We start from the raw sequence: 14013 nt of genomic DNA on the forward strand, positions 1-14013 counted from the left end.
TTCACTCCTTCAATAAAGCTATAGACATACCATAAAGTGTGTCTTTACCTGATGATGAGCCTACTTGGAGAAGTTTTTCTAACGTCGACTTAGAGGCGTCTTCCATCAAATCAGTTAATTTAGAACTAAAAATACGATTAACGGCATACTTTAAAAAGGTTTGGCTGACCAATGTCGTTAAAGGTTCATCCACCAGCTGTTCAATTTCTGTTAAATGCTGCGGCTGAATAAACGGTCTAATAAAGTGAACAAACAACATCCCGACTAACATATCATCGCCTGATGGCGTCAAACCTTGCCCTCGACCTATTAAATAGCGTAATTCAGTCTTCGCATCTCCATGTGGGTTTGACAATGCATCATAAATCGATTGCATTTTAGCAGGATTAAAGTCACCGTCAGCATATTCACAAAAATCAAATGCTTGGATACTCTCCTTTAATTGATTCAAATGAATGGCTTCAAAATTTTGACTCGCTTTAAATACATTCACATTGATATTTAGTTGTAGATTGCGATCAAACGCTAAAGCACGTGGATGTGCTTTTAACGTTTGACCCACCTGAATCGATTGTAGTAATCGATCTCTAGTGTATGCATCAACTACAACGCCAAATGGGAACATCCCATTTTCAGTGGTACCGATAAAGATGAGATTGTCATCTTTATCCACCACATTAAAACCTTTATTAAAGCAACTGTGTACTTTAAGTTCTGTTGTATGATTCAAGATTCTGCTTGCACTTGCGCCAATGGCTTGTGCTGTGAGAATCATCCATTAAATCCTAATTTTTCAGCATAAGCTGTGATTGCTTTTTCGAAGCATTCGATTGGTGGATGCACTGTACCTGCACCAATTTGACCGAAGCCGGCAATTTTGTGTGCGATACCTGTGTTGATCACTGGTGTAATACCTTTTTCAACTACTAAGCGTGCATCGATACCTAAGCAAGCACCTTTGAAGTCCCAAGTCGGGATAGAGAAGTTAGGGTTCTCACCAATACAAATTTCAGTCATTTCGTCTGAAGTTGCTAAGGCATCTGCAAAGCCGCCGCTACCTACGAAACGTGTAACTGCAGGTGCTGCGATCATTGCCATACCGCCGACACCGATTGTTTCAGTGATTGCTGAGTCACCGATATCAGGGTTAGCATCGTCTGATGAATAACCTGTGAAATATAAACCTTGTGGTGTATTTACAGGTGCTGTGAACCATTCGTCACCCATACCAGCGATACGGATACCGAAGTTTTCACCGTTACGGCACATTGCTGTAACGATTGTACCGTGTTGAATTTCACGAGCTGCGTCCATCATTGCTTTACCTGTTGCCATCGCAACGTTTAAGAAGAATTGGTCAGTGTCTGCTAAGAACTGAATAACTTCTGTACGTTTTTCTGGTTCAACATCTTCTAATTCAGAGATGATTGGCGCAACTTCTTTTAAGAATGCAAGTGAAGCTGCAATGTTACGTTGGTGGAATTCGTCTCCCATTGCGATTGCTTTCGCAATTAAAACGTTAACGTTTAAGCCGTCTTCCATTTGACGAACAGCTTTACCTAATACTGGACCTAATACGTCTTTCATCCAGTGTAGACGGTTAACAACTGTTTCATTGTAAGCACCGAAACGTAATACTGCGCCGATACCTTCGTTCATTTGGCAATAAGCTTCGTTGCCGCTTTCTCTGTTTTCAACAACCAATACAGGCATGTTCATTGAAGTGATACCGCCCATTGGTCCTACTGCATTCACGTGATGACAAGGAATGAATTCAATTTTATCATTCTCTAATAATTCACGTGCTGCATCTTCATCATTTGCCCATTCTTCGAATAAGATTGCACCGATACATGCACCTTTCATTGGATCAGTCATGTTTTCATATTTAATCGGTGGACCCGCATGTAGTAAAACATGCTCTTTCAATTCAGGAATTTTATCTTTCGCAGGTACCACGTCAACTAGGAATGGTGCTGCTGCGATCATTTTATCTATGACAGCTTGGTTTGCTTCATCAATTGTTTGGTAACCCATTATACAGACTCTCCTTCATACTTGTTTAAGAATTGTAATACTTTCATTAGTTTTTCATCTCCGCCAGCAACTGGTCTCCAGTTGAATTGCACAACGTCTGCGCCGCTTTCATCAATTGCAGTCGCAAAGCTTTTTAGTCCAACATTGATAACGCTTGGAGTTGTGTTGATTAATTGAAGAATCTTATCGTCTACAGATAAGTCAACTGAAGTTGCGTCGAATGACTCTTCTTTCAATTCTGGTTGTTCAGCTTTATGACCTGTTAATTCGATTGCTGAACGTACCATTTGATCGTTTGTTTCGCAGATTTGTGCACCTGCTTCTTCTAATGTTTTGATTTGTTGTTCATAGTTTTGTGGATCGTGTTCTGTACCAACAACAGTTGCTAATACAGCAATGTCACGACCATTTGCTTTTGCTTCGCTGATGATATCTTCGATAGCTGGTGCTAATTGACCTGCCATATCATCATGACTGCCGTAACCGATTACGTTATCTAACATGATTACTGCAGTGTTTTCATCATTTGCAGCTTCTTGTAATTTTTCGATACGTTTACCTGGGTCGATCATTGGGTGAGGACGACCTTGTGTATACATGTCATCACCTAAGTCAATGATTTCATGGTTGCCAGCTTTGTAAGTGAAACCTTCTGTAGTTTCATCTTTTAAGCCGTCGAACGCATCTTTTACAAGCATTGCTGCTTCGCTTGCTAATGTACCACCTGAGTAGTAACCTTTGATGCCGTCTTGACCATCTTTCAATGTTGCTTTGATTTCTTTTGTTGCTGGTTTGAATTCAGGTTTTTCACCATTAGAAAGTTGAACTGATACGCGTGCAGCTTCTTCTAACGTATATGCATGGTAAATGTTTGCTTCAGTGTATTCTGGTTTGTGACCTAAGAATAATGTCACAACTGGTTTGTCGATATTACGAAGCAAGTTCAATACTTTTTCTTCTACTTCTTTAGCTGGTGGTTTTGAAACAACTGTAATGACTTTAACAGCTGGATCTTGTGCTAACGCTTTGATACTGTCCATCATTGTGATTGCGCCGACTTCTGTTGATAAGTCACGGCCGCCTGTACCGATTGCGTTAGTTACACCTTTACCTTCACGGTCAACAATTGTAGTGACCTCTTGGATACCAGTACCTGAAGCACCTACGATACCAATGTCACCTTTGTTAACGATGTTAGTGAAAGCTAATGGTAATGAATGGATAATACCTGTACCACAGTCAGGACCCATTACAAGTAAACCTTTGTCATGTGCCATTTCTTTCAAAAGTACTTCATCATCTTTAGGTACGTTGTCACTGAACATGAATACATGCAAGTTGTTTCTTAATGCAGTTTCAACTTCCATAGCCGCATATTGACCAGGCACTGAAATTAACGCAAGGTTAGGATTAGTAGCTTTATCTAACGCTTGGTTCCAGTTAGAAACTTCTTGTGTTGATTCAGCCTTATCGTCTTCCGCTTTACCTTTTAATTCATCTTCAACTTGTTGATTCACTTCATCAACCATTGATTCATCATCTGTATCGATCATGATAACAATGTCATTTGGTTTTGCTTCATCTAGTTCAGGTGAATCGAAGCCTGAAGCTCTGAAGATGTCTTTGTTTGCGGGTGTACCCATCATAATTGATACTTTATTAACGCCGTCCATTGCTGATAATTTGTTTGATAACAACATCAATACAATAGAGTCTTGATACGTATTCTCTTTAATGATTGTATATAACATAATAGTCCTCCATTATTATTCTGCAAATCTGTTTTTACCGTGATAACGGTCATAATGCACATCATCTGACTTCAAGTAGTCATAGATGTCATCTACAATTTCAATACCATCTTTGTCATAGCGTTCACTACGTAAACGTCCACGTTCACCTGGGTAGTAAACTTCGCCATAACCTTTCGCAGCTGGTTGTGCTTTCAACTCATCAATCATTGTTGAAAGTTGTTGTTTGAACTGTTTAGGGTCAGTGAAGTAAGCCGGGTTAATTACAACGTGTAATTGGCCTAAATCTCTGCCTTTTGTTAAATCTTTGTACATAGATGACACGTGGCCGCCGAATGGTAAACCAAGCAAGCTACCTGATAAAATGTCTACCATCATCATCAAGCCGTAACCTTTAGGTCCTGCAACAGGTACTAAAGCGTGTACCGCTCTTGAATCTGTAGTAGGTTCACCGTTTTCATCTACTGCCCATGTATCTGGGATAGATTGGCCTTTTGAACGTGCATCTAACACTTTGCCCCATGCTTGTACAGTTGTCGCCATATCAAATGTGATCACACGATCATCATTTGTCGGTGCACTGAAAGCAATCGGGTTCGTACCGAAATATGGTTCAGTTCCGCCGAATGGTACAACCATTGGGTCAGATTGACACATACTGATACCGACCATATCTTGGTCTGCTGCCATTTCAACGAAATAGCCTAACGCACCACTGTGGCTGATGTTTTTCACACCCACAACTGCGATACCATTTTCTTTCGCCATTTCAATCGCTTTGTCCATAGCTTGTTTTGCTGCTTGGTGTCCTGGACCATTGTCGCCGTGGAACACTGCAGAAGATGGACCTGTTTTTTCAAACTCGTAATTCGGATGAGCATTAATACCACCCTTGGCAATACGCTCTGCGTAATATTCAACACGTACTGCACCATGAGAATGAATCCCGCGATGGTCTGCGAATGTTAAAACATCTGAAACGTCAGCAGCTGCATCTTCTTGCAAACCTGCTTTCATCAATTTATTTTTCATTAACTCATAAAGTTCTTTTTTTGTAACACGCATCACTAAAACCCTCCTGACTTTTTTGAAGATTCTTGCAATTTATTAGTCTGCAAAACTAAATAAAGAGCGGTGCCGGTGCAATGACCAGCACCGCTCATTCAATTGAATTAGTAAACTTGTTCTGACTTCATGTAATCATAGATAGATTGTGGAATTGGAATACCTGTTTCGTCGTATTTTGCTTCCACATCTTCTTGAATTTCACCTGGATAGTAGACTTGGTCAAAGCCTTTCGCAGGATCGATGTCATGAAGTTCTTGAACCATTTGTTCCATTTGTGATAAGAATTGTTCCTCGTCACCGAAGTAACTTGGATTGATCACTAAATGGAATTGGCCCAGACGACGGTACGCACTGTAATCTTCATACATTGAAGACACATGCTGACCAAATGGTAAGCCAAGCAAGCTGCCTGATAGAATATCTACCATCATCATCAAGCCGTAACCTTTCGGTCCAGCTGCAGGCAACAATGCGCTGACTTTATAAGGGTCTGTCGTCGGTTCACCTTTATCATCCACTGCCCAAGTATCTGGAATTGAATGATATTTTGAACGTGCGTCTAAGATTTTACCCCACGCTTGTACAGTTGTAGCCATATCAAAGACAATAGGCTTGCCGTCTTTACGAGGTGCACCAAATGCAATCGGGTTCGTACCGAAGTAAGGTTTTGTTCCTCCGAACGGTACAACCATCGGATCTGATTGGCAGACACTTAATGACACTAAACCATGTTTACCAGCCATTTGTGTGTAGTAACCAATCGCACCGCTGTGTCCCATTTCTTTGACACCTACTGCAGCAATACCGTTTTCTTTCGCCATTTGAATCGCTTCTTCCATCGCATGGTAAGCTGCATAATGACCCACTGTATTATCTGCGTGATAAATACCTGTAGATTTGCCTGTTTTTTCAAATTTAATTTCTGGTTCTAAGTTGAATCCGCCTTTTGCTGTACGTTCTGCATAGTAGCGCAAGCGCACGGCACCATGTGAATGGATACCACGTGCGTCTGCGAATACCATCAGCTCAGCGACTTTGTCTGCATACTTGTCAGGCATGCCTGCAAGCATAAGCTTTTCTTTAAATAATTGGCGTAACTCATCATAGCCAACATAAACTAAATTCTCTTCACTCATGATTTAGAAACCCTCTCTTATAGTTCGATGTCACGATTAGCATCTTTAGAGTAGATATATGCGAATGGTTCTTCTAAGCCGATAGCATAAGTTGCTTGTGGAGCATAAGCACCCATGAAGATATAGTCACCTTTGTCTACTGGTAACCATTCGTTGTCTAGGTTGTACATACCGCGGCCGCTTAATACGTATGCACCGTGTTCTTGTACGTGTGTTTCAACATAACCATGTGAAGCACCTGGTTCGAATGATAAGATGTGAATGTTCATGTCATATGCGATATCTTTTGGTAATAAGTCTTGAACTAATACTTCTTTCATACCTTCATATGGTTCTGCTTTAAGGTCATTAACATTGCCTGTCACAACTTCTGGTTTGTGACCTTCAAGTGGTTGGTAACGTTTTTTGTATAAGAATACGCGGCTGTCTTCGTTATTGTTGTTGTTTTCGAATTTCATCACTTGATCAGCTGGTACGTATAAGTAACCGCCTTGTGATAATTCGTATTTTTCATCGCCAGCATACGCATTGATGTTTCCGTATACAACATAGATGAATGTTTGGATACCGTCTCCGCCAAAGCCTTGTGTGTTGCCGCCTTGATCTTTCAATGTAACTAGGTAGTCAACGAAACGTGCACCTAAACGTGGTGAACCTAAAATAGTAACATCGCAATCTTCGAATCCTGGTACTACGTTATTTACTAAACCGTCTGGAACGATAACTGCGTAATTGTCTTTTTTGATAACTGCTCTTGTTTCTAATAAACCTTCTCTATAACCTTGATTGTGATTTAAGTAACCCATTATTAAAAACTCCTTTACATTAATTATTCTTTGTAAGCTAATTCATATAAAACGTCTTTTAATACTTCGATTCCTTTTACTAAGTCTTCGATGTTTGTTTCTTCTTCAACGTTATGACTGATGCCGTTGATAGATGGCGTGAACAACATTGCTGTCGGAACAAATTTCGCAAAGATTTGCGAATCGTGTCCGGCACCTGATGCCATGACTTTATATTGTTCTTTACCCACTATTTGGTCAGCTGATTGTTCGATTCTATCTACTAAACCTTTGTCCATTAATACTGGGGCTTCGTCCATCCATAAATCAATATCGTACTCTAAGCCTTCTGACTCAGATACTGATTTGATTGTTTCTGTGATTTCGTCAGCGAATTGATTCAATGCGTCTTGGTCAATATGACGTGTATCAATACTGAAGACAATTTCACCAGGGACTACGTTAACTGTGTTCTGTACAGGATCAACACGGCCGAAAGTCAGTACTAACGGATCGCCGATTTCTCTAGCGCGTTGTGTTAATTTAGAAGCAATCTCACTAAATCCTACAACTGCGTCTTTTCTTAAGCCCATCGGTGTTGTACCTGCGTGGTTCGCTTCACCTTTTAATGTAACTGTGTAACGTTTTTGGCCGACAATCCCATTCACTACACCAATTGCTTTGTTTTCAGTTTCAAGCACTTTCCCCTGCTCGATATGCACTTCAACAAAGGCTTTGATGTCATCGTGGTTTTGGTCTTGTTTTCTGTAGTCAAAGCCAGAGTCTCTCATCGCATCTTCAAAACGCACACCTTCTGCGTCTGCAATCTCTTCAACTTCTGATTTGTCTACAAGATTGAAGTAGTTTTTACTGCCCCAGAATGCGAATGGGAAACGGCTGCCTTCTTCTTCAGCTAAGGCAAGGACTTCTAGAGAACGAAGCGGTTGGCCGTGTTCTTCTTTAAGTGCCTTCATTGCTGTCACAGCAGCTAAGATTCCGTATTGACCGTCTAAATGACCGCCTTCAACGACTGTGTCAATATGAGAACCTGAAACAATTTTTTCATCTGGATATTTACTGCCTTCTAAACGACCTGTTAAGTTGCCGATGTCGTCGAAAGTTGCGTCAAATCCAGCTGATTCTAATGTTTCTTTTAAAGCATGCACGGCTTGCTGCCATTCATCTGAATAAAGCAAGCGTGTAATTCCTCCGCCAATCAAACCGCCATATGCGGTAAACTGCTTATCTAAAGCTTCAAAAGAGGAACGGATGTTCATATTCAACAACTCCTTTTCATCTCATCATCTATTATAAATGTTTACTTTTGTTACTACATCCACAATTCCGACAATTAACATCCTCGTATTTATTCATTTTGTACAAATACGATAGATATAAGATTTGCGATAATTATTTTGGGTAAATATGAACAATTTAAAGCAATCTAACATAACCAAAGGAGGTTCTTTTGTTGTCAGAAACAAAACACATCACAACCCAAGACCAATTTCAATTAACGCAACTCATTACACCCGCTCAAAATGAACCTAAAGGTATCATTCTTTACTTTCATGGTGGCGGCTTAATTTTCGGTCAACCTGATGATTTACCACAGGCCTACGTTGATTTGTTAACTGAAGATTTTACAATGATTTCAGCAGATTATCGTTTAGCACCTGAAAGCAATATCGATACGATTATGAATGATGCATTAACACAATTCGACGATGTCAAAGCTAATCATCCTGACTTGCCGATTTTCTTATTCGGTCGTTCAGCAGGATCATTCTTATCTTTAATTGTTGCATCTAAACGCGATGTCCAAGGTATTCTTGATTTCTATGGTTATAGCCGTTTCCACGTACCGCAATTCTTACGTGCGAATCCACAATACAAAGCCATGTCTCAACAAATCACACCAGAACTGTTAAATAATATGATTCAAACAGAACCTTTAACACAAGGTGATTTACAGACACGTTATCTCATTTACCTTTATGCACGCGGACAAAACGAATGGCTGAAGTTACTAGGCATTCAACAATCTACAGATGCTGCCTATAACATTGCGCCTAAAACACTTAAAGCATTTCCACCTACATTTATTGTGCATGGTAAACAAGATCCAGATGTGCCTTTCGGTGAAGCTCAACATTTAGACCGTAATATTCCAGAAACTAAATTCATCGCTTTCGATAACAAAGATCACGATTTTGATCGCGAAGTGAATGACTTTAATTTAGATATCTACCAACAAGCTAAAACATTCTTATTAAATCTTGTTTAAATGTGACAAAAGACCTCCGAACTGAAATGGTTCGGAGGCCTTTTTTATATTAATGCTGTGATACAGCATGCATACTTATTTGAATTTAATCAAGACTTAGATAAATTCACCACGGAAGTCATTAGAAACACCGTCTTCAAGACTGTAAGTTTCTTCACCGCGTAAAATTGTTTTCGCAACTTGTGCGTTAATTGTACGACCTACATATGGGCTTAGTTTATTGCGGTATTCTAAATCTTCAGCTTGTAATGTGTATGAAGATTCTGGTTTGATGAAGACGAAGTCTGCATCTTTACCAACTGCGATACTACCTTTGTTGTCTAAGCCGAAACGTTTTGCAGGTTCAGTCGCAATAATTTCAGCGAAACGTTTAAGTGATAAGTCACGTTTTTGAACACCTTCGTCGAATAAGATATCCACGTTATTTTGGATACCTGCGATACCGCCCCAAGCTTCAAATGCGTTGTCAGTATCTTTTAAGTCAGGTGTACTTGGTGAGTGGTCAGATGTTACGAAGTTGATGTCACCATTGATAACACGTTCCCACATACCTGGTAAGCGTGATTCTTCACGGATTGGTGGTGAACATTTAACAACTGGACCAATGTCATCTAATTCTTCTTTGTAGAAGTATAGATAGTGTGTACAAGTTTCACATGTTACGTCTACACCTTCTTGTTGTGCTTTAATAACTTCATCCACGCCTTCTTCACATGCAACGTGTACGATGTGTAAACGGCAGCCAGTTTCTTTTGCGAATAAGATCAATTTGCGGATAGGTTCAACTTCTGTGAATACAGGTCTTGAATCTACGTAAGCTGCCAATGATTTTTCGCCGTTTTTATAAGCGATTTCGCCTAAACGGTCTGTAATATCAGCATTTTCTGCGTGTACAGATAAGATTTTACCTGTTTTCGCAATTTGTTTCATACCTTCGTAAAGTGAATAGTCATCTACGTTTTCGAAGTCGCCATCGATTGAACGGTCACCACAAGTAGCTAAGAACGCTTTGTAAGCCACAACGCCTTCTTCGTCTAATTCTTGGATACCACCATCTAAGTTATATGGCACTAAACCGCCATAACTTGCAACGTTAGCTGATAATTTACCTTTACCTGCATCAAATTTTTCTTGGATTGACGCTCTATCAGTTGTTGCTGGTACTTGGTTTAAAGGCATTTCAACGATTGTAGTAACGCCGCCTTTTGCAGCACCTTTCAATCCTGTTTCGTAGCCTTCCCACTCGTCACGGTAGCCGCCGCCTGGTTCTGTAATATGCACGTGTGCATCTACCATACCTGGCGCAACGACTTGTCCTTTTGCATCGATAACTTTTTCTGCGTCACCTAAGTCATGACCAATTGCTGCGATTTTTCCGTCTTTAACAGCTACTTCTACTTCTTGTTCGCCTTCGTCTAAAATGACACGACCATTTTTAATCAATAAATCATATTTCATTAGCTTTCTCTCCTTTATCCTTTCTAAATTTCTTTTCTAACACGTATAAAATGATGTAAGAAATGCCTGCGATGAAAAATCCGATAAACCATGAGAAGTCAGAAATGACTTGGAATTTCGGAATGAAACCTAATAGTGAAACAACAACACCAAGAATTGTAGCCACATAAGCAGAGAAGTTAAATCTTAATCCGCCATGATTTGGATTATTTGTATCAAAATACAATCTCTCGATGTCGACTTTACATCTGTTGATTAAGTAGAAATGTACGATTAATACACCTGCAACCGGTCCTAAAATTGCACCGATCATATTTAAGAAAACGAAAATACTATCTTCATTTTCCATTAATTTCCAAGGCATAATCAGAACACTCACAACAGAAGCTAAAATTACACCACGGCGATAGTTAATCAACTTCGGCATCAATACACTTAATTGATATGCTGCTGGAATGATATTACTTGTCGCGTTCGTTGAAATTGTAGTCATCAATAATACGCCGGTGGCGATTAAAATCGTCCAGATATTATCCCAGTTATTGATAATTGTTAAGATATTCCATTCTTGGTGACCTAAGAAGATAGAACCACCAATAATGATGAACACACTACTGAATGCGAATAATAAGTGTGCAACAACAATACCTGAAACTTGTCCTACAATTTGTGCACGTGTTGAAACTGCTTTTTGTGTAAAGTCAGAAACACTTGCTCCAGGTCCAGCCCAAACACCCATCATTGAGTTGAAAATTAGGATGAATGATAAAATAGCTGGATAAATAATACCACTTGATTTTGTTGTGATTTCATAATGCATGATGTTGTCCCAGCCGCCGGCAACCATGAAGCCCCAGATTGCCATACCGCCGAATACAATGTAAATTAACGGGTTTAAAACTGCAGTGAATTTATTTAGTGTCTCACCGCCGCCGATACCAATCGCAAAGTTAATAGCCCAGAATACTAAAAATGCGATTAAACCAGGTATCGTGATGCCTAAAATTGTCGTTCCATTACCAAAATGCTCGAACCCCGGGAAGATCTTAATAAGCAAAATGAGTAATGCCTGTGAGCCTGCGAAGGTTTGTAATCCGAACCAACCAATACCCGCAATTACACCACGTAACACACCAGGAAGTTTTGCCCCGATGTCACCATACGTTTGACGTAACTGCATGGCAAATGGAATGCCGTATTTAGAACCAGCATAACCGTTAACCGCAAGTAATGTCGCAATAATAAATGAACTGAAGATCAATGCGAAAATTACTTGTAACGGCAAAGCCCTAGTAGCAAAAATCCGCCTACGGCAGTATAGTTAGGAATGTTATGGACAGCACCCATCCAAAGGGTGAAGAAGTTGAATGTTGATATATTTCTTTGGCTGTCTGTTTTAGGCATAACATCCTTGTTATAGCCTCTGCGTTCGAAGAAAGCCGCATCATGAATGCCGCTTTGCGCTTGCCCCTGTTTCGTCATTTCTATATCTCCTTTGAGTTGGAATAAATATGACTATACGTATAATCTTTACTTAAAATTTTACAGTTACTGGAAACGTTTTTCTTTGTGCAGTTTGACAGTAATTTTTTATAAAATTATCAATTTCGAACAAATTCTGCCATTTCATGTTAAAATTTATTTCAGTAGATGCGTTACAATAACAAGAGCATTTAGTATTCAAAAACTTATAATGACGATTACATAGAGTGTTTGAAGGCGTTTAAATACTACTCATTTAAATAAACATATAGAATTAATAAGTAAATTCACTTGTATAAAGAGAAACCATTGTAATAACATCTGAAATTCAACATACCAACTTTAAGGAAGGTGATTAAATGCCGACGTTGCAAAATATACTCGCTGCTCCGAGCTTTGCCGGGTTGAAACTCATTAACGAAAATGGGGATTTAAAAAGAGAAGTTCGCCACTTAGACATCACAGAAAATATTGATATTAAAGATTACACGGCTAAAGAGTCATTTATACTCACGACGGGGTTATTATTTCGGGATAATCAAGCAGGCTTGAAACAAATGATTAAAGAATTAAATGATATTGATACCGCGGGGTTAGGTATTAAAACGTCTCGTTATTTAAAACATATCAATCAAGAAGTGATTGATTACGCAAACGAATTAGAATTTCCATTGATAGAAATCTCTGAAGAGTGGAATTTAGGGGAAATCACAAGACAAATTTCAACTTATATCTCAGATGAACAAACAGCTAAATTAAACTACGCTTTGAATATTCAAGAAGAACTGAACGATATGCTGATTAAGGGTTTCGGTGTCGAAACAATGATAGAAAGAATGAGCCGTATTTTAGGCGTACCCGTTCTGTTATTCAATCCATTCTATATGGTTGATTCTCAAAGCTGGCATTACCAACAGAATAATTTGTTGAAACAACAACATATCCGTTACTTTTTAGAATACTTACGTTCAGAAAACGCTAATACAATTACTCGCAATCAAACGAAGTTCACTAATGACGTGGCGATTTTCAAAGTACAAGCCTATGCTTATTTCCCATATTATTTAATGGTGTCAGATATCAATAAGCTGTCTTATCCTTTCAGTTTATTAACGATTGAACAAATTGTCTCAACATTGAGCTTTGCGATATATAAAAATAAAAAGGTTGAAGAAGCTGAACACTCAGATATCAATCGTTTCTTTGAATCCCTGATTACGAATCGTTCTGATCAACCTTTATCTGTTCATAATCATCCGATTTTATTTGAACAATACGGTATTTACCCTTCCGATTATTATCAAGTCATTATCTGTGCCATTGACCCGATGGATAATTTAGAAAACAGTCAGTACGTTGAAGAGCGTTATCAATTCGTTTACACATGGCTCATACACAAACTCACAGATTTAGATTCACGTATCAGTGTTTACAGTATGCCAAGTAATCGCAGATTTACGATTTTACTACAATCTAAACATGAGTATTATTTAAATTACTTAAAACATATTCAACAAGAATACCATGAGTTCTTCGACAGCAGTATTTCATTCGGGATTGGTAATAGAGTCACAGAATTCTCTCAATTATCAACGTCCTTTATGGAAGCGAACGAAGCTTATGAAAGCGGCTTAGATAAAGCACGTAAAGCATTCATGAACTTCTATCAATCAAAGAGTATGAAAGAACTCTTACAGCTGTTACCACCAAGTAAATTGAAACCCTTCATTCAACATACTTTAGGTGACCTAGCCTATCCTAAAACGAAAAAGGATGAAGAGTTAAAAGATACGCTTAAAATGTACATGGATTATCAATGTGATATTACCAAAACTGCGAAGAAAATGTTCATTCACCGTAACACTGTAAAATATCGAATTAAAAATTGTGAAGAAATATTAGGTTGCACGGTTGAAGATCCGTTCAACTCATTAAATATTCGTCTCGCATTATATGCATCAGAAGAAATACTCTTCGATCAATAATAACGTTATAACTATCTATCAATC

10 protein-coding genes and 1 pseudogene are annotated in these 14013 nt (G+C 38.9%); 2 read left to right on the plus strand and 9 right to left on the minus strand.

Annotated features, from left to right (window positions below; genetic code table 11):
• Position 1: 1 nt before the first annotated feature.
• The 7 genes from HMPREF2846_RS01390 to allC all read right to left on the minus strand — a co-directional run bounded on the left by HMPREF2846_RS01390 (position 2) and on the right by allC (position 8054).
• Positions 2-775 carry an oxamate carbamoyltransferase subunit AllH family protein gene (locus tag HMPREF2846_RS01390; RefSeq protein WP_070625347.1) on the minus strand — a complete coding sequence of 258 codons (774 nt, stop codon included), beginning with the start codon at positions 773-775 and terminating at the stop codon, positions 2-4.
• The gene (locus HMPREF2846_RS01395; RefSeq protein ID WP_002479896.1) at positions 772-2037 is read right to left on the minus strand and encodes a YlbE family protein; all 1266 of its coding nucleotides are present in this window, start codon (positions 2035-2037) and stop codon (positions 772-774) included. Before HMPREF2846_RS01395 ends, HMPREF2846_RS01390 begins: the two co-directional genes overlap by 4 nt.
• Positions 2037-3788, minus strand: a complete 1752-nt coding sequence (locus HMPREF2846_RS01400; protein ID WP_070625349.1) for an acyl-CoA synthetase FdrA — start codon at positions 3786-3788, stop codon at positions 2037-2039. The genes HMPREF2846_RS01395 and HMPREF2846_RS01400 overlap by 1 nt, the downstream gene beginning before the upstream one ends.
• Before the next feature lie 15 nt (positions 3789-3803).
• Positions 3804-4853 carry an ureidoglycolate dehydrogenase gene (gene allD / locus HMPREF2846_RS01405; RefSeq protein WP_002479898.1) on the minus strand — a complete coding sequence of 350 codons (1050 nt, stop codon included), beginning with the start codon at positions 4851-4853 and terminating at the stop codon, positions 3804-3806.
• A gap of 107 nt (positions 4854-4960) precedes the next feature.
• Entirely contained in the window at positions 4961-5992 is a 1032-nt protein-coding gene (gene allD / locus HMPREF2846_RS01410) for an ureidoglycolate dehydrogenase (RefSeq protein WP_002479899.1), read from the minus strand.
• Between the two features lie 17 nt (positions 5993-6009).
• A complete protein-coding gene (allE, locus tag HMPREF2846_RS01415; RefSeq protein WP_002479900.1) occupies positions 6010-6798 on the minus strand; it encodes a (S)-ureidoglycine aminohydrolase in 789 nt (262 codons plus the stop codon).
• A 23-nt stretch (positions 6799-6821) separates the two neighbouring features.
• A complete protein-coding gene (allC, locus tag HMPREF2846_RS01420; protein WP_070625351.1) occupies positions 6822-8054 on the minus strand; it encodes an allantoate deiminase in 1233 nt (410 codons plus the stop codon).
• Between the two features lie 194 nt (positions 8055-8248).
• On the opposite strand from allC, the gene HMPREF2846_RS01425 reads away from it, so the two are divergent.
• Entirely contained in the window at positions 8249-9064 is an 816-nt protein-coding gene (locus HMPREF2846_RS01425) for an alpha/beta hydrolase (protein ID WP_070625352.1), read from the plus strand.
• A 96-nt stretch (positions 9065-9160) separates the two neighbouring features.
• On the opposite strand, the gene allB is transcribed toward HMPREF2846_RS01425, so the two are convergent.
• Together allB and HMPREF2846_RS01435 are read right to left on the minus strand one after the other, a co-directional pair.
• Positions 9161-10522, minus strand: coding sequence for an allantoinase AllB (allB, locus tag HMPREF2846_RS01430; RefSeq protein ID WP_070625354.1), 1362 nt, complete (start codon positions 10520-10522; stop codon positions 9161-9163).
• Positions 10512-12004, minus strand: a pseudogene (locus HMPREF2846_RS01435) (putative allantoin permease). Before HMPREF2846_RS01435 ends, allB begins: the two are co-directional and overlap by 11 nt.
• 359 nt (positions 12005-12363) lie before the next feature.
• Here HMPREF2846_RS01435 and HMPREF2846_RS01440 point away from each other — a divergent pair.
• Positions 12364-13989, plus strand: a complete 1626-nt coding sequence (locus tag HMPREF2846_RS01440) for a PucR family transcriptional regulator (protein WP_070625356.1) — start codon at positions 12364-12366, stop codon at positions 13987-13989.
• Positions 13990-14013: the final 24 nt, after the last annotated feature.

Source organism: Staphylococcus sp. HMSC056G08 (assembly GCF_001812305.1).
Classification (GTDB): domain Bacteria; phylum Bacillota; class Bacilli; order Staphylococcales; family Staphylococcaceae; genus Staphylococcus; species Staphylococcus simulans.